Consider the following 21,078-nt stretch of genomic DNA (forward strand, 5'->3'; position numbering starts at 1 on the left):
CACGAATAGATTGTTATTTGACCTATATGACCACGGGCAAATCTATTTATGCAAATAACTACCGTAACGCCCCAAAACAGGTCTAAAATTTTTTTTAATCAATTTTCTAAGCAGATCAATCAATATACAGACTGGTTTTTTTGTTCTAACCACTTGGTTATTAATAATAATTCAACAAGAAGTTAGATATTTACTATTTTGGACTGTTAAGTAACTAAAGTGTAAAAAAATTATTTCACGCGTAAGGTATCTAGCCAATTCCACTGACTTGACATAGTATAGACGCTGTAAATTTCATTCCATCAGTTTGTAGGAGATGCATTAATGAAAAGAGGCATAAAAAGGGAAAAGAAAATTAGTCTTGCTGAACTTTCAAATCTTCAGAAGCAGTACATGGATGAGTACAAAGAACAACAGAAATATTTCGATAAAGAACTTCTCGAAATTACCTCATTACCCGAATTAGAACGTTTTCAAAAACGGGCAACTAAGGCGCTGCAAGTATTAAAAAATAAGTATGAAGAAATACAAAACTACGTCGCAGCCCCTTCTACCAATCCTAAACAATTATTACCTAAGAAAACTCAAATTGAATTTAAAAAAGCAGTGCCTGACATCAAAGCCTTGCATGAGAAAATCAATGAGCGCAAACAGGAAATAAAAACTAAAAGAGATCCTGCCAAGCTTCTCAAGCAATTAAAAGAAAATTATCGCGCAGATACTTTTGACATTAAAGCTTATAATGACTTTCTCACTAATCCAATTGTAAAAAACAAGGTCAAATACAACCCCATTTTTGCCGCGAGAGTTGATAAATTAAATAAGAAAGTTATTACACGTTACGCGCATACTATCGCAGCGCTTGACCAAGAACTGTTTTTAAAAATTTCCACTAAGGAATTATTTTCACCTCCCTGGAAGCCTCATGAATGCCCTTCTATGGCAGCATTTACTGATCAGAATGTTAATCTCACCAATTATGTTAGCTCTCTTGTTTTAGATGCAGAGTCTATGGAGCAAAGAACACTTATTGTCGAGCGCTGGGTTTGGGTGGCTTATTCCCTGTATCATGAGCACAAAGATTTATCAGCTTGCCAAGCGATAATCACAGGTCTATCTAGTACAGAGGTTGAGCGCTTAAAGAGAACCTTTGAAGGCATGTCTTTAGAAACCGAAGAAGTTTTTGACACACTCAAACAAACAATGCTTCCACTGCGGCCGCCCCCTGCTTTAAACCCGATAATGAGTGAAAAACAAGCGGTAATTCCCTCTATGGCTCTGATTCGACGTGATTTAACCTATTTAGAAGATGGTAATCATTACCTCGAGGAAATAGAATCTAAAGACGAAAGGCGATTAGAAATGGCCACTAGAATTGCTAGTGGTGTAAAGATGCGGATAACCATAGATAAACTGCAAAAAGAACGCGCCTCTCTCCTCATACTCGAAGACAAAGATACTCAATTAGATACCATTTTTAGGGATATGCTCAAGAATGGATATGCCTATGATCAGGATGCCTACTTTGAGAAGAGTGAAACACTAGAACCAATAGGAAATGACTTGGCTCCAGCAAAATCAGTTAAATTTGGCCGAGTGTTTAAACCTTCTAGTTCTCATAGTTCAAATGAACCAACCATGCAGCAGCAAATTTTTAAAGAGTTAATCCAGGATATAATTCCTAGCGCTCTCAATAAAATTACTTTTGCGATGGATCAAGACTATATCATCGATGAGGAAAAAGAAGATTCACAGCTTGAACCAGTGAAACGAGAAATAGAAGCGTATATTGAGAATTTAACATGGTTTTTAAAGGATGAGAAAAACAGCAGTCTGGTTAAGGAAGGAACCGCGCTTCTCCAAACCCTTAAAGAACTAGACCTTCATCAACTCAAGACGCAAAACCTGGAAGCTCAGCTTTTTGTAGCCTTGTATAAGCTCAAAATAGAATTTGGTACCTTATCCAGACTTAACCCAACGAGCGATCTAATCCAAGCTATTGAAGCCGAAGTTGCTAAGATAAATGACTTAACGGAGACCTATGAGTTTTCCCGTGGCTTCCGAAGCAGTTTATCAGCCTTTAATGTCGAAATATCGACCTTTAGACAATTAGCCAATAAGGCCGAAGGAAAACAAGAAGGACAAGAGAATAAAGAAGCATCTGTTCCTGATTGGAGATCTAATCGTTCAGGTCAAGATCAAACTTCGAGAAATCGCTATTCTTTATTGTATTCACAAGACATTGATGCTGGAAAAGAAGGCTCTGTTTCTGAACTAGCAGAAGATAAGAAAGTTTCTTCCGTAGAACAGCGTAACAAGACCTTGCAAAAACGCTATTCAGTATTGTATTCGCAACTGTCTTCACAAATTATTAGAGATACAGGTAAAGACAAAGAACCTAATCCTGAACCTCTATTTGCCCATTGCCCTTAAAGTCTTTCCCCTTCTCATTCCCGCGAAAGCGGGAGTGAGTCTATAACTCATGCAAGAACTACTAATAAAGCTAACTAACTCCATTTTCATCTTCTCTAAATTTTCTTAAAGTACTTAATCAATCCTTAATCTTCCGTGGTTTACACTAATACAAAATCTGAGGAGATTATCATGGCTAATAAACAACTATCTGAACGTTTGAACCGAGAATTAGATTTAGTGGGGGTTCCCAGTCCCATGACTGAACGAGTGCAGGTTTGTTCTAAATTATTTAAATTGCCCAAATTTAAAATTGAAGCCCTACTCAATGGTGTAGTGGCTGTTGATTCTCATTCAATCAATAGAATTGCTGAGGAACTTGAAGTGAGCGCTAATTGGTTGTTAGGTGATAAAAAAGAAAAGCACTAAAGCCCAGCGAGTCAATCCCCGCAGCTTGCGGGGATTCGTTCTGGATTGGTTGCCCCTTGGCTTAACAAATTCATAAAACTTTTAATTCTCTCACCAATAGCACCGGCAAAGTCGCAATACGAATTACATTCTCAGCGACAGATCCTAAAAATAAACGGCTAAATCCTTTTCGCCCATGTGTCCCAACAACAAGGAGATCGGCAGGAAGGGAATTTGCTTCCGATACAATTTTTTCCGCAAGGCGACCTTCATTTGGTTTTAGCTCACTGAGCTTCATAGTAAAGTCAACTCCTGAGGTATTTAACACCTGTTGTGCTTTATCTAAGATCCTTTGTCCAAACTCTCTGTGAGCACTCCACAATAAATCAAACTCAACGTATTCATCCACCTTATTAAAAATAGTTTCATCAACGATATAAAGAACGTGTAACTTTGCATTGAGTTCTTTGGTTAAGCGAATGGCTTCTTTTAAGGCAAGGTTAGAGGAGTCGCTTTCATCAATTGCGACCATAATATTCTTGTATTCCATGCCATTTCCTTATTATCCATCTTAACTCTAATATTAGTTCAGGTTTTGATGAAAAGTTGACCGGATTATAAAATGTGAGGGATCCATAATAAATTCTTAAGCATTTTGGGACTAAAATAATATTAGATTCACTATAAAGAAAACTATATGAGCCTTAGTCCTATCAAAGAAACTAGGATAACTAGTGAAGAACTGCACAATCAAAATTGTTATGCTTATTTAAAAGCGCTAAAAATTTCTGAGTCTGTTTTAAGCAGGATAGAAGCTAGTGATGCCGATCTTGCTACTAATCTACGCAAAACGCGAGACCAACAAAAATACAGTAACAAGGTGGCTTATGCTGATCTCTACACCCGTTTTTTCTCAGTTGTAGAAGAAAATATAAAAACTATTTACGATATACCCCGACAAGAGCTATTGTCGCAACTTGCCAGTAATATTGGGTTGAGACATTTTGTTGAGAACTCTGAAATTGAAGAAGAAAATAATAAAGAAACTGGAGAAATTCGACCAGCGCAGCCCGCAAGACTTGAAGAGTTTTTGGCAAAACCCCTGCGACCTGTGATAAAAAGAGATGTAGCTCAAAATCCCGATAAAGAAATAGAAATCAAACAACAAATCAAAGAGTTAAATAATTTTATATTATCAATTTATCATAATGATAATGAGATTTTAGAAAATACTTTTGATGCCATTAAGAAAATACCTTTAGAACATACGCCAATGAGCGCTTCAATTGAAAAAGATATTACTCATTTTTTTCAACCTGGGCCACCTACCGTTAATCTACATAGTCAAACCCCTGCTCAGGCAGGTTCTGCCTATGGTCGCCTTACTGCGATGATGGACGACGATTTTAAACCTCAACATACTACGAGCCTTGCTACGATAAAACATTATGAATACAACAAAGGCAGACGTCTAACAGAATATCGTATAGGTACTCAAGCTCAACGCCATCATGGCGAAGTGAGAATAAGCCCCTTATTTGAACGTTGGCTAGAGGCCCAAGCTGATCCCTATTATGATCCTTCAAAACCACTTAAAATAACCCATGTCTATTTTAATAATCTAGGCCGTGACCGCACAGACTTCGAGGGTAAAAAAGAAAAAGATTTAACGGATGCTCTGGATAAATTAGAAACTCGCCATCCCAATCTTGTTGTCATTACCTTGCCTGCCGATAAAGGATTGATGCATCAATCAGAATTATTCAAAACGACGGATCAGCAGGATTATACAGAAACCTTTGATGAGTTTTTAAAAATCGCAAGGGGAGATAAGACTGCAAAAAATACTACTAAAGATTTTTACATCAGTGCGAAAGCTCGCGCCCTCATTTTTAGAGATGAGGAAGAGGAATTAAAAAACTTAATCAAGAAAAGTTTTACAGCAATGGGTATAAAAGAAGGGGAATCCTTAACAAGTGCTCAACGTCAAGCGGTCTGGTTCCATTTTACTAAGTATAAACTCACTAACCATATACTCAAAAGATTGGATCCTAATAGTGTTAATTTTTCCTGTAAAGACGCAATTGACCGGGGAGGAGTTTCTTCCGCCTATTATAATTTAATGAAATCTATTAAAGTCGGAATTCCTTTAACTCGCGAGGAATTTGAGCGTGCTCTGCATGCAGCACCGACTCTGGTGAAAGCGCGTGGGATGAATCATCATTCTAAAATGATTTGGAATACGGTCGATGCCTATATTAATAACAATTTTGACTCAATTATGAATGATGAAAAAAGGGCTTGGATGATTGAATGGCGTGATTTAAATTGTCCGCACAAACGAGTGGGTGAGTTATTAGGTTTACGACTTTCTCAGGTGCAAAAACAACTTGATAACGCCCGAGAAGGAGCCAACCCTGAACAACAAAAATTTTTAAATCTCCAGCAAGAAGTTCTCAATATAATAAGAAAACAACAAGAACTAGGTGTTAGTGGCAAACGTTTATTATTAGAAACCCTCACTCGGACTTCACAACTTATAGTACAACCCGATAATGAAATAGCCGCTAAAAGATATCAAGAATTGGCAAAACAATTAACTATAAAATATCCTCATTTAAATATTGGCGCGGGATTGTTAAAAATATTTTCCGGCATATTACTCTATCTCGTTTCTATAGGTAAAACTCATAAATGGATCATGGACGGAAGAGCCACAGCAATGGCTGGATTAGAGTCTGGCACAAGACAAAATCTCATCGAAAAGATGGAGAATATGAAAAGTCAATTAAACATTACTAAGATACCCCTAGGAGCCAGAGAGGAAAATGTTGCCGCAATTACTACACTTCTGAACAGCCATTTATTTAATGATGATAAAGGTCATCCTCCGCATATTATTTCTGAGATAAAAGCAGTTTTGAAAAATATTGATCTTGAAAACCCTCAAGAATATGTACAAGAATTAGCAATAATTAAAAATCTGATTGAATCCAATAAAGAGGAAATCAGCAACGATACGGCTAGCGTTCTCAAAGCCTTTACTGAACATGGAACATTTCAAGAAATTCGCTCAGAATTAAGTCAGAATCCATTGATGAAAGAGATTATGGATACCGAATTGCAAATTAGTAGAGGACTTTCAGTATAATACTGTATGCAATAAGGCTCTACGATATAGCCCATCTTTTCCACAATCTGACAAGTTCTGTTTTTAAAATCAAGGAAGTTCGATTTTTAGCATCATTAAGAATAGCTTGAGTATTCAAGGCTCCATATGCTGGAAGATTATTTTTGCTTCTTTTCACTCAGTTTAAAAATTAAGAAGAAGATTAATTGATACTATATCAGCAAGAAAATTAGGTACCCCTAGGCGACGTATATATTGATTCATATACCCTATTTCCGTCGTCGCATGGGCATTGATATTATAACCCAAACCAATGAAATAGCGATTCTGATCAAAGCCATTAGCATTTTTTTTACCGATATAGTAATTGTGGTGCCAAAATAGTTCATTGCTACTGACGAAGCTGAACCGGGAGGCCTTATCTAATGGAATAACAAGTTTAAAAAGTTGCCTCGCTCTAAAAGCAGTCTTATATCTGTTGTGAAAATACCGCTGCTCCATGCGAGTACGACTGGTGAAGGTGAAATGCGGGTTTGTTTTTACCCAGAGCAATTGCTCCCAAATTCGCTGTTCAGCAAAAGGAGCGTTGGTTAAGGGTACCCCGGTGCGAATCCAACCATAGCCTACCCACATACTCAGGTTTGTTGTTAGGGCATAACCTAAGCCGGGACGGAATAAAATCTGAGTAAATTTGCTACTGTCGTCGCCAATACGTTGCTGTGCTTCTAACCAAAGTCTAAGGCGACCGAATCCTGTATTTTCATTACTCAATTTTCCAATAGCCAATACATTGGGCCAGGTCTGAAAATCACGCCGGACTGCGCACTCGCCTCCTTCTAACCAACCCAATAAAACACAAATTAGAAAATAGAAACAATGAATTCGTATTGGATTAAACATTTTCCTAACTGTATAATAATTAAAACCTGTAGCCGCCAGCAAAGGATATATAACTTGCAAATAGTAAAATTATTGAATAAAACTATGAATTTTATTATTCTTTGCAAAATTTTTAACCTGAGATAAACAATGCCCCATTTTTTTAAAGTCGCTAAAGCAGAATCTAGTAAGTCTACTCCATATCGGTACTTCAAAGAAGCACCTGAAGGCAATACTGTAGAATGTATTGTTAAACATCCGACAAAAGAAAAATATAGGCTATTGAAAAACCCAGATATTGACGCGAATGATTCGCTCTACAAATATGAAGAATTTGACGAGGAAATAGAAGCCGACGAAAAGCATTTTGCAATTTCTAGAGAACTGTTTTGTGCTCAACTTATACGCCATATTAATCTCGCCTCTTGTCCTAAATACTCTCGCTTTTATAAGCTAGTATCAGAAGAGAGCACGAAAAAAAAACCGTTGGTCGGTGCAGATTTTCTCACTCAGTTTACCACTTGGAATGAAGCTTATGATGCTGAAAAAGATACAATATTTGGACGTAGACTCGATAGCGAAGCTTGTATCACCGGTACAGTCACGAGTAAACGTCTAGTCGGACTCGGTACAGCAGCCGTACTCTTAGAACTTTTGGGAAAGGACGACTGTTGCAACACTAATTGGGGGCTAGTAGAAACCCCAACTCAGGTACAGGTCACTTTGATTGATTTTGGAAAATGCTTACTCAGCTTGCGATTTTCGCGTGATCAGGAGGACTTAAGCTTATTCGCTCATCCTATGGATATTGTTAAGGGAGTATTTGAACAATATGTTGGCACTTGCGTATCAAGCGATGAAGTCGCCCTACCAGACAAATTAATTAAATCCAAACACCTTGAATGCGAAGTTTTTGAAACCATTACCGCCCTATCCAAGCTATCATACGATGAAATAGCAGTTATAGCGAAGGAACATTTTAGCCAATTTCCTAAATATCAATCAGCACTTCTAAAAGAAATGAAAATGGGAATTGAATATCTAAATACGCAGTTTGGAAAAAATGAGCAATTTATGGCTGTTAACTATATTAATCAATGCTTTAACGATCTAAAAATTTCTTGTAAATTAAGTGAATGCGATAATGCAACCATTGAATACTTATTAAGTATTTACCATACTATGCAACCACAAAAAGGTTCTAACCATGAAAAACTATTCCTCAGTAGAATTAAAGCATTTTTCTATAAACAAGAAATGAGCGAGGAAAAGGGAGAGGAGTATTCTCCGACTTTGAATATGAGTACTACCTAATAGGAGTTTCCATGTTTTTTACACAACCTAAAATCAAGCGTATTGGATTACATTTAGAATCCACGCTTGCTGAAATTTGTAGATCTAGCTGGTCATTCTACCTCACCACAGTATCCTCTACTGAAAATATTCAATACGCTGACCATCTTGGTGAAGAAATTGATTTGGAGAAAATTTTTGCAACTCCGAGTCTCTATCGTGGAAAAGAACATTTTCCTTGGGTTATTGTTCCTGATGATGGAGTGGATAGGGAGTACGCACGGACTAATGCGAGTATGCAATATCAGTTTTACAGCCAGCTTTTGAAGGATGCCCAAGCTATTAATAGCGAGTTAAATAAAGAATCACCCAATTATCAAGAGATTATTAAATGTGCTAAGCGCATTAAACAGAGCTCAGTTACAATTCCTTCAATAGACAGCGATGATACAATTACTGTTAATGTTGACTCTACCTTCGGCGGCAATTTATTTACCGATTTTTTTATAGGTGCATTGAGTAGTGTTCATGCAATAGCCATGCTAATTGTAGGACTGGGCTGTATGGCTCCTTATTGGCTGTCTTACTCTGAGTATTGTGGTGGCCCTGAGTTTTTCTTGGATACAGGCATTTATTTATGTGAGTCACTACGAAAAGTAACTTGTTCAATTATATTTCCCCTAGGAATGCTCTATTCGGCTTATACTACAAACTCTTATAATCCCTTTACTAAAGGTGAGGTGCAACGTTCATTAGAGGGGATCATTAAATTAGCAAATGATGAACTAAAAACTGGATTCACTGAATCAGGAGCGGAGCCTCCATCACGCCCCTTGCGTCATTCAGTATAGGTCGAAGAGCCCAACCTCCCCATTGAAAGCCCCCTTATTGGCTATTTCACAGGAGTTGGTTTATAGTTTGAGACCTTATATCTAGAACTAATCATACTATACACTGCGAGGAGCAAGGATGCTTACGTGGATCATTCTTATTCTGATTGCTATTTTGCTTATCATTCTAAGCTTGGATTTTGTTTTTCAACGGAGAAAAAACAATAATCGACCGACTCTAAGCTTAATCTTTGCTTTATTAGCCTTTCTCATCGTAGCAGCGGCGTTTAGCTACATTATATCGATGTCAATAGGGAGGCCTGCAACTGAAAGTTATCACGCCGCGACTCTAAAAGAAGCACTTTAAGTTAGGGAAAATTTGCCGCGTCGTGGTGATCGCTTTTTTCGTGCGTTTCCTTATCTGCCTGAGCTTCTAATCGCTCGATAGCTTTCAATATATTTTTAAGGTGAAGCATTGGAAGTTTAGGATAGAAAGAAGGATCCCTAATCGATTTTTCATCTTGAGCTACCCATTTTACTAAAGCAAGTGCTGTTTTTAGCTCATCCATAGAAAGTTCTGACTGATGAAAAATATTTAAGGACGCTTGCAAATATTTATTCGCAGTTTTTGGCTCGCCCTTTTTTAGATGGCAAATACCCAATAGAAATTGCGTAGAAAGGATATCCGCTATATTGTTTCCGTTATTAGCGCGTAGTGAGCTTAACACCTCACGAAGTACTTCGATCGCTTGTTCCAGTTTTTCTGGCTTAGATTGTTTTAGCAATGAAATACTAAGTTGATGCTTTGCATCTACCACCAAGAGATTTTCTTCCTCTTTTTCTTGACGCTGAGTTAATTGCTCTATTGCACGCATTAATACGGTTTCTGCCTCCTCAAACTTTTTGAGGTAATTACAAATAATACCTTGTTGTAATAAAGCATTTCCTACATTAAGCTCATCTCCTTCATATAATTCCACAGCATGGGACGAAGCAATTAAAGCTTCATTATAACTATTGTCGGTGGCTTGTGAAATCAAACCATCAGCCAAGTGATAATAAGCAAGAGCACCTAAGCTCCGCAATTGAGGAGCTGACCTAGCATCAAATGCCTTCGTTGCTAGTTTTAACTGTTCAACTCCTTCTTGTCCTCTGCCTGTTGAGAGATAACAAACGCCTAAATAGTTAGTTACTTGAATAAATAATTCTAGGTCATCCGTATTGGATGGTCTTTGATTATTGGTATCTTGAGTTTTCTTAAATAAATTGTCTAAAATATTTTTTGCTTGCAATAAAAAATGCTCGGCCTGATCAAAATCTCCCAATGCAAAATAACTGGTCCCTATCAGCAAATTGGTTTCAGCTTGATTGTTGTCGGGAAGAGAGTCGACATATTTTAGGAAGTCTATAGATTGAGATAGTTTAATAATTCCTTGAAAATCCCCTATCCCATGCAGATCCCTTGCAGTCTCTATACTCTTCATAAATTTTATGCTCCTTGGCCTTCACTCTTATGTATTTATTTTAATAAATACTATCTTTATTGGTTGTATACTGGAATTGAATGAGATTCAGAATCCTCTTGTTCAAAATTTGATTTATTATTTTGACCAATTGAGTTTAAGAAACCACACATACTGATTCCTGACTTTCTTAACTCAACCATTCCAGTAGATAAACGATACTTCGCTTTCCTTTCGGTTACCTCAGCTTTTACATCGGTAATTACATCCTTATCACTAACTTTTTCCTCTTCTATTTCTGCTTCTTCTGAGTCAAAGTCAGTTATCTCGAGTTTAGCACTTTCTCGCTGCATTTGTCTAAATTTTTCACCTTCCTCCTGAAAACTAATCAGTGTGGCAATAAAATAGCTTTTGTTGGATTGACAGACCGAGCAACAAGGAATAAGGGTTGCTTTATGTCCACCCTGAATACTCAGTTCTATATTACCCGAGCGCTTTTTCACAGAGCTGTTATAGGTACTGCGAACTGTTTCTCTAGCGATGGTTGCCCCTTTCATGCCTTTGCTATATTTTACTTCTAATTCCTTTGAATAGTTAAATAAAAAGGCATTTGAACATCCCTCTACTTTTAATGCCTGCCCATATTCAGAATATAACTTACTAAGCAGCGCACCAAAATCATATTCAGCGCAAGTTCGTGTATTTCCAGATAATTGTTTAATCATCTGCTTAAAAGTTTGACTCGTATCCATGACTACAGCATAACGATAATTGTCCTTTCCTCTCCCTGCTATACCCTTATTTAGGTCCTGAGCAAGCTCATCTAAAAGTTGTAGAAGCTTTTCATCTGGAGCAGGTGTTTTTTCAGCAGAACTTTTGTTATTCCTTTTTATAGCGGCACGAGAAACAGCAATAAAACAAACTTTTTGATTATTGAGGGTTGCGGTTATAAAAGAGATACAACCTGGCCACACGTCTTTTAAATACAAGTTTTCTTGCTTACTTGCTACCGATTTTTCGATCTCTTCTAAAATTTCCTTGCGAAGTACCAGATATTTAAAAACCTCTTTAACGCAATTGCTACTATCTCTGGTTTGTTGAAAATAAGCATTTGGAGAAGAACTTACATTTCCTAAATTATCAATTCGCTCCTGTAGATCAGAGTTCCATTTGCGACTTGCTATCTGCTCTGATAACTGCCGAATTTCATTTAAAGGATCAACATTTACTTTTATCGGTGGAGCCACTTGACGAACAGGCATACGTCGGTGATAGCGATGGGGAGCTAACAAATCGCTTGGTGCACCTCTTAACAATGACATTATTTTGGGTGCGGACTCAGTAACGGCTGGTTCTGGAGTTTTCCTCTTGGGATAGAATGGCGCTGATGTCACTACAATTGACTTAGGAGATGCAAACGTAGACGCTGAAGGCGTTGTTTCCATTAAAGCCGGCTGAAGTTCAGTTTTTGCTGGTGTCTTCTTCGGAAAAGTTTTGTCGATTTTATATTTCATGGGAGCGGGCCAATATTTGTTAGTTTGACTATTAATCTAACAAGATCAAATTAAGGAACTATTAACAAATTAGCTGCATTTTGGGTTTTATGTGTTTATTTTAATCATGATGAATAGGCTAGCTTTTTTAGCTGATAAAAGCAGGCTGAGAATCATTATGAATGTAACTCTTTTTTGTTATTATGACGTCCATCCATTTTTAAGTTCTAGCACTGATCAATCCCGATTTTGGATAAAGGACTACGAGCATCACGATGTCAACTAATAGCACTAATTTTTCCCGAACCAGCTATCGGGCAGATATCGATGGCCTACGAGCCATTGCCATCTTGCTAGTTCTCGTTTTTCATGCCTTCCCAACACGATTAGCTGGTGGTTTTGTCGGTGTCGATATTTTTTTTGTCATTTCCGGCTACCTCATTACAAGTATAATTTTTAATCAATTGAAGAATGATAATTTTTCCTTCCTCAATTTTTATGTCCGCCGCATTAACCGTATTTTTCCTGTCTTACTTATCGTATTAGTTTGTTTTTTTATCTTGGGATGGTTTGCTTTATTAGCCAATGAATTTAAAGCCTACGGTAAATACATGGCAGCGGCAGGTTTGTTTTCTTCAAATCTTGCTTTATGGAAAGCTGGCGGCTATTTTGATACAGCCGCCGATCTTAAGCCTTTACTGCATTTATGGTCTTTGGGCATCGAGGAACAATTTTATTTAATTTGGCCATTAATCATTTGGGTCGCTTTTAAAAAGAAAATTAATATCCTTGCCTTAACCTTAGTTTTTTTTGCTATTTCTTATTTTTTTAATTTAAAAGGAGTAAACACAAACCCTACAGCAGCGTTCTACTTACCCCAAAGCCGTTTTTTTGAGCTCTTAGTAGGAAGCTTATTAGCGATTTTTCATAGCATCTATCCCGATTTATCCCACAAATCGATTAGCAAACACTATTACTTCTGTCTTAACATCTCTGCCTTTTTGGGTTTAGTTTGCATTGCTGTATCTGTTTATTACTTAAATCCAGAAAAAGTCTTTCCTGGACATCATGCCCTGTTACCGCTTTTAGGAACGACCTTGCTCATTGCTGCTGGCACTGAAACCTGGATCAATCGCAAGCTCTTAGCAAACCCTATCATGGTAGGAATAGGTTTAATTAGCTTCTCCCTTTATCTCTGGCATTGGCCCTTGCTGAGCTTTGTGCGGATAATGGAGCAAGGCATGCCTTCAAAAACTCTCCGTGTTGGCTGTTTAGCTTTGAGTTTTTTGTTGGCTTTCCTGAGTTATCTTTATATTGAAAAACCCACTCGTTTCGGAGACAAACAAAAGCTAAAAGCCTTCATTTTACTTTGCTTATCGTTTTGCATAATGGGCTTAGGGATGTATACCTATTATCGAGAAGGATTTCTGTCAAGACCTGCCTTAGGTCGCCTTAGTCCAGCACCTGAGTTTGCTGGGAAATTGCCTCCTGAAATTGCTCAAAAAGCAATTCCTCCAGGGCTTGGCATCTCTTCTCATCAAGGCAAAAAAACCGTTTTTATTCTGGGGGATTCACATGCCCATCATTTACTCGCAGGCTTTTTTCAAAAATACCCTAAAAATCATATTAGTATTATTCTTTCTCCTGGATGCCCTTTTTTATTAGGAATCGATAGAAAAACAGCAAACCCAGCTTGCTTATCAATGACTGAAGAAGCCCTTTCTGATAAAGAATTAACATCGGTTAAAACAGTTATTTTTAGCTTTAGAATGTTTGCCTACAACCGCAGTGGTTTTGAGTATAACACTGAAAAACAAGATTGGAGTTTATGGTACAAATCGCAGAGACAGACCATGGACGATTTATCATTTTGGATACCTGCTCTGCGCAATACCTTACAACTTTTAATAAAAAAACATAAGCGAGTGATTATTAGCTATGATGTGCCTGAATTACTTCACCCAATTAACGAATGCTTAGATAGTCGGCCTTTATATATACATGCTCACACCATAAAAAATTGCAATATGCCACGAAAAATGGTTGACCAACGCCAAGCGCCTTTACGACAATTATTTGCCAAAATTCTTAAAGAATTCCCGCAGGTTGAAACCTTCGACCCACTGAATTATTTCTGTGACCAGAAATGGTGTTATGCGTTTAAAAATGGCCTGCCTTTATATTATGATGATGATCATTTGTCTGTAGAAGGATCTAGATTTTATGCGGCATCTTTTGCTAAAGAATTTCCTTCATTAATCCATAAGAACATTTAGAGCAATACTTGTATTTTATGGTGAAATTGGCAATATTATAAGCGGTTATCCGAGATAATGCGTGGACCATTCCCTTTTATAAAGGGGATTCTAAATCCCCTCTTCTAATCCCAGCCCTAAAAAAGGACACAGTTTGATGGGCAAACTCCTGATTGCCTTGAAATTCCAGACTTTCTTCCAAAAAAGGAATCTCTGATATAATCAGGTACTTTTTCTAACTCAGCTTCATGAAACAGATCTGTAGCAGCTTTTAAGTCCTCGATGTGAGTACTTTCATGGTCTTTCGCTTGTTCTGAAATCCATTTTAACATGCACTTTAAGCCTCTTAGACGGAATCCAGAGTGTGCAACAGCAGCAGCATGTTTGGGTTCTGTAGCTGCCCTCTCTACTGCCGGCCTGTATTTTTCATCCATGTTTAGGACCTTACAGGGAAACTCCGTTAAAAAAGGAGAGCGTTCTAAATCCAAGTTATTATTATCATGAAACTCCGTTAGAACTTGTTTGTAGGCCTTCATATCATCACCATACATTTCCTCATAATCGATATTTTCAGGAACATATTTCCCCCAATGCAATTTTGCTTTTAAGAAATTAATAAGATAGCTAACAAAATTGTCACGAAATTCTTTAAAACCGCTAGCACCAGGACTTGAAACGATATCAAAACCACAGGTCAGTTTTTTATCACTATGGTGAGAACCTGGAGATAAACTGGCTGGAAAATTTTGATTTTGAAATAATCTAGCATAGGCTCCAAAAGTGACCGGCGCTTCCCCTCTTCCTTTTGCGGCCTCAGTATCCGCTGCAACCTTAGTAAAAGCATCAACCATTTCTTGCAAATCATCACCGACCGGGAACAAGCCATCCAGATCGTTAATACTCTTAGGATATTGTTGTTGATAATGATATTGTGCCGGTGCTCTACCTATGGATTTTTTTTTATCCTCAGTCCCTACCCCATAACGAGTCACAACGTACTTCATAAAAAGTGGCGTCAATTGTGGGAACATAGCTAAGACATCCGTGACTCGTAAGCCTTCTTCTAATTCTATTTGCAGCCATTGCTCAATATTTTGAGCCTCAGGATCAAAATTTTTATCCTCAGTTTCCAAAGGCATGGGCTTGTATTCAATTATTTTAACGTTTCTGACGTTGCGATTATTGAGGTCATCATCATAGGTGGGTACATAATATACACTAAGCATCGGAAAGCCTTTACGAGGTAATTTCCCTGCTTTCACCTCATCAATAAAATCCGGAAGACTCACTGCTCTTTCAACGCGTTTTAACTTTTCGGCTGGCTTACATTTCAACTCCATTTCCACTGCAATGCCAAAAAGACCGAAGTGGGTAGAAACAATGAGATCAAAATCATCCTTATATTTCTCTCTAGTGATAGTTTCTGTTTCTCCATTCATCATTAGGAAAGTAATGGATTCGATATTATCGGTATAGGCTCCCGCTCTTATATCTGTACCATGCCCACCGAGAGCAGCAAGGCCAAAGGGGGTAACTCGATTGATTAGACTAGGCGGGCTTATAGTAGCCACGCCATTTTCGTCAAGAATTTCATCTAACATCTTAATTTGCGGACCAGGCCTTAGTGTAACAGTCATCTTTTCTTTATTTATTTGAATGGCATATTCATCCGAAGCAGCGAACTCAAGATTAATGATAATGTCCCCGTCTATCCAGGGTGTTAAAGAAAAGGATTCACTATATTCAACATCTTCACGACCTCCTGCTGCTACACGGCAGGTAATTCTATCTTTCGACGCCAGTTCTGGTTCTGAATCAGTATCTGAGCCTGGAGCTTTTCTTGTGTTTATCTCATTTATTTTTTTAATAATTTGTTTTGCTGCATCTAAGTTTTTAATTTTTAACCGAAATTTCCCAGTCTGCTTGTTCAAACCACAAAAATCAGACCAGTCTGCATTTTCTGTGTATTCGGCATGCAAATTTTCACGTTTGATAAGATCAATAATTTCTCTTTGTTGTGCTTCGGTAAATGCCATAATCCAATCTCCATTTCACTATTTTTCGTTAAATAACAATTTTTTCCCTAGACCTATTTGGCATATTAATAGATATTAGAATCTAATTTCCAAACAAAGTGCAGCTATAGAATACTAACGATAAAATTTAAGTTCATCAACAGATCAATTTTTATCTAATCAATAAAAATAAAAGGCAAATGCATTATTTATCAATCTTTCTATTTTATTTTCAATAAGTTGGAAATCCCTGAAAATAAATAACAGAAGTGAGGCCACAGCTCATAGTCGTAAGGCTAAGATATTTTTTGCCTGTTCAGGCTGAGGTATCCCTATGAAATAAAGATCTAAGGAATTTGTATTCATTTTATTCCGTTCAGCCTGAGGAGCACGCATAGCGTGAGTCTCGAAGGCTTGTCCTGAGGCTCTCGAGGGAGGGGGCTTTTGCGACACTTCGAGACAGCGCTGTGCGCTTCCTCAGTGCGAACGGGATAAACAAAACGATCAATGAACTAAACAGTCTATATAATTTCGTGGGGGTATCTAAGAGCCCGAACAGTTAATTTTTAGACTACAAAGCTAAACAAGGCTTAGCCGGACGGCTATAGCCTTAGCCCAAGAAATTCATTGACGTAAGGAAAAATTTTAGTTTTCCATGCAGAAGGTCATAAAATACAACAAAATTAACAATCCATAAAAATTAAATGAATAATAACTTAGTTTTCCTACTAGAGAATGCATCATAGTTAAGGGAATATTATTGATTGGAACATTAATTAAAAATAAACAAATAAACCAAGAAACCTTAAGCTTGGAAAGTTTTTTTTGAGATAGAAAAATCAGCCAAGTTAGGGAAAGAGGAAACACTAGTAATGGAAAATAATATAACCACCCAAAAGGGCTTAAAAATAACATCATCACTGAAGTTAACGCAAAGGATTTATGTTTAATTTTAAATCGTTCAATCTGAATTATTTTTATTAAATATAAAATAAAAAAAACAGCAAATAGAACACCATAAATTAGCATGGTTAGGTTCCAGTTTTGCTCAGCTTCAGTATTCAATAATCGATAAATAATCCCGAAAATAGAGGCATTCCAACTCTTTCCATACCAATTTATCTGGGACATCATCAAAAAATAATGGCTGTATATTTTTATTCCATAAAGGCATAAGGGAAGCAAGGATAAAAAGATGAAAACAGCTAACATGACCCAACAAACTCTATAACGTTTTTGCACAAAAGCATAAACAATTAATAGAGCAGGAAAAAATTTAATGGCGATAAGAATGCCCCAGAGGATACCAGCAAAATAATCCCTTTCCCTCATATAAAAATGATATCCAGTCATTAGAAAAAAAAAGAGAATTAAGCCGATTTGAGCAAGACCTGTATTCATTAAAACAGGAAAACTTAATAAGTAAATAAAATACAAGTAGAAGCCATTTTTTTTAATATATTCAGGAGAAAATGCGTAAGAAAAAGCGATCTTGGCACCAATTAATCCCAAAATAAATGAAAACACAGTCCAGATTATGACCGCAGTATAATAACTAAGAGTTGTGAGTGGATTTAAAAAAAAGAGCACAATAGGAGGATTTAAATTAGCTGGAACTAATTTTTGGGTTGGAAAATAAATAGTTGATAATATTTGGTAAGGGTTTCCTCCTTTTGCAAGCATTTGCGATGAAAAATAGAACGAGTGAAAATCAAGCAGTTGCTCGGAAGAAAACATCAGATAAAAAAGAACAGCGTAGAAACTAGCAAGTAAAACAGCGAGAAACAATTTCCATGCACTCTCTAGATTTGTTTTTTCTAAATTTTCAAAATAAAATCGATTAATTTTTTCAATCCTAGCTATTGTTTTATTGTTGTATCTCGCAAAAATCAAATAAATCGTATCCATGTTTACCAAATATAAAAGTTTAGTCAAGGGATTTTGCCTTGATTAACTCCTTAATAAATGACACATTTTAGTTAATTCGATATTGGAAAATCTTAATGAAATTTTCATCCTTATTAAAATTGATTAGATTTTGGCCTCCATTTCTAGGTGCTGGCATCAGCGTAAAGCACTTCAATGCAGAACTTACCAATATCCACGTCCAAATGAAAATGCGTTTTTGGAACAAGAATTACGTTGGCACCCATTTTGGAGGCTCTTTATATTCCATGACTGACCCTTTTTATATGTTAATGCTGATGAATTTATTAGGCAGAGAATACATCATTTGGGATAAGTCAGCCTTTATCCGTTATAAAATGCCAGCAAAAGGTACTGTTTATGCCAAATTTGAATTATCACAAGAACAGCTTAATAAAATTCGGCAAGATATGAATCAAGCAAAGAAGATTGAATTAGAATTTACTGTGCCAATAACCGATGCGGATAATAATCTTGTTGCTGAGGTAAAGAAATTAATTTATATCGCAAAAAAATCAGAAGTCCGTAAAAAATAGTTAAATAATCGGCAATTGCTTTACCTGCCACATCCTTTCTTGAAGGATATATTTTTTTCTTGTTCCTTTAATAAAGTCTAGTTTGTTGATCTCTAATATTTCCCAGGCCTTAGGAACCACTTCCACTATACCAAATGAACTAGGAATTGTTTCTTTTAACTCATTTGTACCTTCAGAAATATAAAAATTTTGCCAATACTCTTCGAGATAATTTTCCCAGTATAAGGTTGTCAGGGGTAAATTAGTTTTTCTATTATGAAGCAATGCCGTTCCCTCAACAAGAATTTGACCATAATCAGCATTCATTAAACATAGTGCAATATGAGTGTTTTTCGTTAGATGCTGCCATTTGCCAGATAGGGTAGACGTTAAAAAAACAAGTGAGCCACGAGAAGTGAAATCATATAAATGCATAGTTCTCACATAAGGAAGCTCATTATAAACCGTCGTTACTTGCCCAAATATTGGATTTCTAGGGAAATTAAACCAATCCTTTAATTGGTTTTTAAGCAAAATAATCAGTTCATCTGAGTTCATAGAATTAGGATGATTAATAGGTGATGGCTTAGTTATAACTTAAAATCAGCTATCTTGTCATCCTGCGAAGTCAGAACAGGAGGCGGAATACTTCAGAACCAACGGTTTTTGATTAGCGCACACTATTATTCGGTACGCCCCGCATTAACTCTGATAAATCATCAGCATGATCTTCTTCATCAGCTAAAATATCTTCTAACATCCGACGTGTAGTTGGGTCGCTTGCGCCAAACCATTGAATTAATTCACGGTAAACCATAATTGCTATACGTTCTGCAATTAAATCTTCTTCAATTAATTGCAATAAATTTTCCCCTTTCCCATATTCAGTGGTAGTTCTATCCAGCACTGTACCTGGATTAAAATCAGGATTTCCTCCCAACTGATTAATTCTCTCCGCTATCATCATCATATGTCGCTGCTCGTCATCAGCATGCTCAGAAAATTCAGCTGCGAGTTGTGGCCGCTCAATTCCGGTGGCAATAATTTGATGATGGCGATAACGCATTACACACATAATTTCTGTGGCTAAAGCAGTATTTAAATGCCTACATGCAAGTTTTAAATCGAGAGGATAATCTTCGGTAACCGCCCCGTTCCCAATCGATCGTCGAGCCTGTTTTTTGATTTTATTAAGATCATAAGGAATTTTGCTAGGATTAGATTTAATCATGATAAATCTCCTTTTTAGATCATAAAAAAATATAAACCCTAATATAGTTATACACTATTTCTTAGTAATTCAATTAAAAAAACAATTTAAACCAGCAGATAATCCATAATGGTTTATACTGTAAAATACACGATAAATTCACAAATAATTATCCTAAAATAATAGCCTTAGATCCATGAAATTATTTTTTAAGGACGAAAATGATTGAAAAAGAAACGAGAGACAAAATAACCGACAAATATATACAATGCATTTATGAATCAGAACATTTTACTCTTAATAGATATTTTGATATTAAAGAAATATTTTCACTATTTAACTACAGCCAAATCATATCTTATATTGCAGGGAAAATAATTCTTAAACAAGGTAAAAAATCTGAGGGTATTTTTATTGTTCTTGAGGGTACAGTTAACATTGTAGAGAAAACTCTTGGTAAAAATAAGTTTCACTTAGGCACTTTATCACCCGGTGAATTTTTAGGAGTAACTAGCTATATTGGCAATGAGAAATCTCCAACCTCATTCATTGCCAATGATAATGTAACCTGTTTATTTATCTCTAAAACATATTTAAACATGGTTACCCTTGTTTTCCCTGAAATTAATTATAAAATTTTAAAGGCAATTACAAGTCAAGTTTGCCTGCATCTTATTAATTTACACGAAAAGGTTATCAACTATATTGCCAATTCTGGCATGTCTAAACTATCCCTGTATGGCAGGGTAGTTCATTCGATGACAAAACCAAGTATTTTACAAACTGATGACCTTGAAAAATACAAAGAAATTATAAAAAAAATAAACCGCTATTTTAATGAAGATGAATGGAATTATTTATTTAAACAATGCCAATTTTTAGACGCACCAAAAAATTGTAAAATTATTTTAGAGAACGAAACCTCATCCTCTTGTTATATTGTTATTCGCGGGGCCGTCCAATCGAGCATTATGAAAGATAACAAGCTAGCAAAATTATCTGTGATAGGTCCTTATACTTTATTAGCAAATATGCCCATTGAAAACCATCCTTTTACTGTTACATTTATTACTTGTGAGGGTTCAATATTATTAAAAATGAACGAAATGAACTTAAAGTTTATCGAAAAAAATCAACCTGATCTTTGGTATAAGTTATATAATTTAATATGTAAATCAGTAGTTGCATTACAGAAATCCATTGACAAATTAGACTCGCGTTTGCAAGTCGAAAATTACAATAGGTAAGC

17 protein-coding genes are annotated in these 21,078 nt (G+C 36.4%); 9 read left to right on the forward strand and 8 right to left on the reverse strand.

Going from position 1 to position 21,078, the window contains the following annotated elements; all coding sequences use genetic code 11:
- Positions 1-324: 324 nt before the first annotated feature.
- Positions 325-2,433, forward strand: coding sequence for a RasGEF domain-containing protein (locus tag Lnau_RS08545; protein WP_058504691.1), 2,109 nt, complete (start codon positions 325-327; stop codon positions 2,431-2,433).
- 171 nt (positions 2,434-2,604) lie between these two features.
- Positions 2,605-2,841: a hypothetical protein gene (locus tag Lnau_RS08550; protein WP_058504692.1), complete on the forward strand. Its 237-nt coding sequence runs from the start codon at positions 2,605-2,607 to the stop codon at positions 2,839-2,841.
- A 70-nt stretch (positions 2,842-2,911) separates the two neighbouring features.
- Here Lnau_RS08550 and Lnau_RS08555 read toward each other — a convergent pair whose 3' ends face one another.
- Positions 2,912-3,370, reverse strand: coding sequence for a universal stress protein (locus Lnau_RS08555; protein ID WP_058504693.1), 459 nt, complete (start codon positions 3,368-3,370; stop codon positions 2,912-2,914).
- 147 nt (positions 3,371-3,517) lie between these two features.
- On the opposite strand from Lnau_RS08555, the gene Lnau_RS08560 reads away from it, so the two are divergent.
- On the forward strand, positions 3,518-5,971 hold the full coding sequence (locus tag Lnau_RS08560; RefSeq protein ID WP_058504694.1) for a hypothetical protein: 2,454 nt from the start codon (positions 3,518-3,520) through the stop codon (positions 5,969-5,971).
- A 162-nt stretch (positions 5,972-6,133) separates the two neighbouring features.
- On the opposite strand, the gene Lnau_RS08565 is transcribed toward Lnau_RS08560, so the two are convergent.
- Positions 6,134-6,850 (reverse strand): DUF2490 domain-containing protein, encoded by a 717-nt coding sequence (locus tag Lnau_RS08565; RefSeq protein ID WP_083503791.1) that lies wholly within the window; start codon positions 6,848-6,850, stop codon positions 6,134-6,136.
- 129 nt (positions 6,851-6,979) lie between these two features.
- Between Lnau_RS08565 and Lnau_RS08570 the strand changes: the two genes are divergently transcribed.
- The 3 genes from Lnau_RS08570 to Lnau_RS08580 all read left to right on the forward strand — a co-directional run bounded on the left by Lnau_RS08570 (position 6,980) and on the right by Lnau_RS08580 (position 9,319).
- A complete protein-coding gene (locus Lnau_RS08570; RefSeq protein WP_058504695.1) occupies positions 6,980-8,143 on the forward strand; it encodes a hypothetical protein in 1,164 nt (387 codons plus the stop codon).
- An 11-nt stretch (positions 8,144-8,154) separates the two neighbouring features.
- Positions 8,155-8,973 carry a hypothetical protein gene (locus tag Lnau_RS08575; RefSeq protein WP_058504696.1) on the forward strand — a complete coding sequence of 273 codons (819 nt, stop codon included), beginning with the start codon at positions 8,155-8,157 and terminating at the stop codon, positions 8,971-8,973.
- A gap of 118 nt (positions 8,974-9,091) precedes the next feature.
- Positions 9,092-9,319, forward strand: a complete 228-nt coding sequence (locus Lnau_RS08580) for a hypothetical protein (RefSeq protein WP_058504697.1) — start codon at positions 9,092-9,094, stop codon at positions 9,317-9,319.
- 1 nt (position 9,320) lies between these two features.
- Here Lnau_RS08580 and Lnau_RS08585 read toward each other — a convergent pair whose 3' ends face one another.
- The gene (locus tag Lnau_RS08585; RefSeq protein WP_058504698.1) at positions 9,321-10,436 is read right to left on the reverse strand and encodes a tetratricopeptide repeat protein; all 1,116 of its coding nucleotides are present in this window, start codon (positions 10,434-10,436) and stop codon (positions 9,321-9,323) included.
- Positions 10,437-10,492: 56 nt separating this feature from the next.
- The gene (locus Lnau_RS08590) at positions 10,493-11,929 is read right to left on the reverse strand and encodes a hypothetical protein (protein ID WP_058504699.1); all 1,437 of its coding nucleotides are present in this window, start codon (positions 11,927-11,929) and stop codon (positions 10,493-10,495) included.
- 254 nt (positions 11,930-12,183) lie between these two features.
- Here Lnau_RS08590 and Lnau_RS08595 point away from each other — a divergent pair, with 254 nt between their 5' ends.
- Positions 12,184-14,184: an acyltransferase family protein gene (locus Lnau_RS08595; RefSeq protein ID WP_058504700.1), complete on the forward strand. Its 2,001-nt coding sequence runs from the start codon at positions 12,184-12,186 to the stop codon at positions 14,182-14,184.
- Between the two features lie 116 nt (positions 14,185-14,300).
- Here the strand turns inward: Lnau_RS08595 and Lnau_RS08600 are convergent, their stop codons facing one another.
- Positions 14,301-16,199 carry an FAD-binding protein gene (locus Lnau_RS08600; RefSeq protein WP_058504701.1) on the reverse strand — a complete coding sequence of 633 codons (1,899 nt, stop codon included), beginning with the start codon at positions 16,197-16,199 and terminating at the stop codon, positions 14,301-14,303.
- Between the two features lie 624 nt (positions 16,200-16,823).
- A complete protein-coding gene (locus Lnau_RS08605) occupies positions 16,824-18,113 on the reverse strand; it encodes a glycosyltransferase family 87 protein (protein ID WP_133134883.1) in 1,290 nt (429 codons plus the stop codon).
- A gap of 68 nt (positions 18,114-18,181) precedes the next feature.
- On the opposite strand from Lnau_RS08605, the gene Lnau_RS08610 reads away from it, so the two are divergent.
- Entirely contained in the window at positions 18,182-18,640 is a 459-nt protein-coding gene (locus Lnau_RS08610) for a YiiD C-terminal domain-containing protein (protein WP_058504703.1), read from the forward strand.
- Here the strand turns inward: Lnau_RS08610 and Lnau_RS08615 are convergent, their stop codons facing one another.
- Both Lnau_RS08615 and Lnau_RS08620 read right to left on the reverse strand, forming a co-directional pair.
- Complete coding sequence (locus Lnau_RS08615; RefSeq protein WP_083503792.1) at positions 18,641-19,177, reverse strand: pyridoxamine 5'-phosphate oxidase family protein; 537 nt, start codon at positions 19,175-19,177, stop codon at positions 18,641-18,643.
- Positions 19,178-19,289: 112 nt separating this feature from the next.
- Positions 19,290-19,850 carry a ferritin-like domain-containing protein gene (locus Lnau_RS08620; protein ID WP_058504704.1) on the reverse strand — a complete coding sequence of 187 codons (561 nt, stop codon included), beginning with the start codon at positions 19,848-19,850 and terminating at the stop codon, positions 19,290-19,292.
- A 200-nt stretch (positions 19,851-20,050) separates the two neighbouring features.
- Here Lnau_RS08620 and Lnau_RS08625 point away from each other — a divergent pair, with 200 nt between their 5' ends.
- Positions 20,051-21,076: a cyclic nucleotide-binding domain-containing protein gene (locus tag Lnau_RS08625; protein ID WP_058504705.1), complete on the forward strand. Its 1,026-nt coding sequence runs from the start codon at positions 20,051-20,053 to the stop codon at positions 21,074-21,076.
- Positions 21,077-21,078: the final 2 nt, after the last annotated feature.

It is taken from the genome of Legionella nautarum (genome assembly GCF_001467895.1).
Taxonomy (GTDB): Bacteria; Pseudomonadota; Gammaproteobacteria; order Legionellales; family Legionellaceae; genus Tatlockia; species Tatlockia nautarum.

What these genes read in the sequence shown, in the direction of transcription:
- Lnau_RS08545 (WP_058504691.1), top strand. Translation starts at nt 325, where the DNA reads ATGAAAAGAGGCATAAAAAGGGAAAAGAAAATTAGTCTTGCTGAACTT.
- Lnau_RS08550 (WP_058504692.1), top strand. Translation starts at nt 2,605, where the DNA reads ATGGCTAATAAACAACTATCTGAACGTTTGAACCGAGAATTAGATTTA.
- Lnau_RS08555 (WP_058504693.1), bottom strand. Translation starts at nt 3,370, where the DNA reads ATGGAATACAAGAATATTATGGTCGCAATTGATGAAAGCGACTCCTCT.
- Lnau_RS08560 (WP_058504694.1), top strand. Translation starts at nt 3,518, where the DNA reads ATGAGCCTTAGTCCTATCAAAGAAACTAGGATAACTAGTGAAGAACTG.
- Lnau_RS08565 (WP_083503791.1), bottom strand. Translation starts at nt 6,850, where the DNA reads ATGTTTAATCCAATACGAATTCATTGTTTCTATTTTCTAATTTGTGTT.
- Lnau_RS08570 (WP_058504695.1), top strand. Translation starts at nt 6,980, where the DNA reads ATGCCCCATTTTTTTAAAGTCGCTAAAGCAGAATCTAGTAAGTCTACT.
- Lnau_RS08575 (WP_058504696.1), top strand. Translation starts at nt 8,155, where the DNA reads ATGTTTTTTACACAACCTAAAATCAAGCGTATTGGATTACATTTAGAA.
- Lnau_RS08580 (WP_058504697.1), top strand. Translation starts at nt 9,092, where the DNA reads ATGCTTACGTGGATCATTCTTATTCTGATTGCTATTTTGCTTATCATT.
- Lnau_RS08585 (WP_058504698.1), bottom strand. Translation starts at nt 10,436, where the DNA reads ATGAAGAGTATAGAGACTGCAAGGGATCTGCATGGGATAGGGGATTTT.
- Lnau_RS08590 (WP_058504699.1), bottom strand. Translation starts at nt 11,929, where the DNA reads ATGAAATATAAAATCGACAAAACTTTTCCGAAGAAGACACCAGCAAAA.
- Lnau_RS08595 (WP_058504700.1), top strand. Translation starts at nt 12,184, where the DNA reads ATGTCAACTAATAGCACTAATTTTTCCCGAACCAGCTATCGGGCAGAT.
- Lnau_RS08600 (WP_058504701.1), bottom strand. Translation starts at nt 16,199, where the DNA reads ATGGCATTTACCGAAGCACAACAAAGAGAAATTATTGATCTTATCAAA.
- Lnau_RS08610 (WP_058504703.1), top strand. Translation starts at nt 18,182, where the DNA reads ATGAAATTTTCATCCTTATTAAAATTGATTAGATTTTGGCCTCCATTT.
- Lnau_RS08615 (WP_083503792.1), bottom strand. Translation starts at nt 19,177, where the DNA reads ATGAACTCAGATGAACTGATTATTTTGCTTAAAAACCAATTAAAGGAT.
- Lnau_RS08620 (WP_058504704.1), bottom strand. Translation starts at nt 19,850, where the DNA reads ATGATTAAATCTAATCCTAGCAAAATTCCTTATGATCTTAATAAAATC.
- Lnau_RS08625 (WP_058504705.1), top strand. Translation starts at nt 20,051, where the DNA reads ATGATTGAAAAAGAAACGAGAGACAAAATAACCGACAAATATATACAA.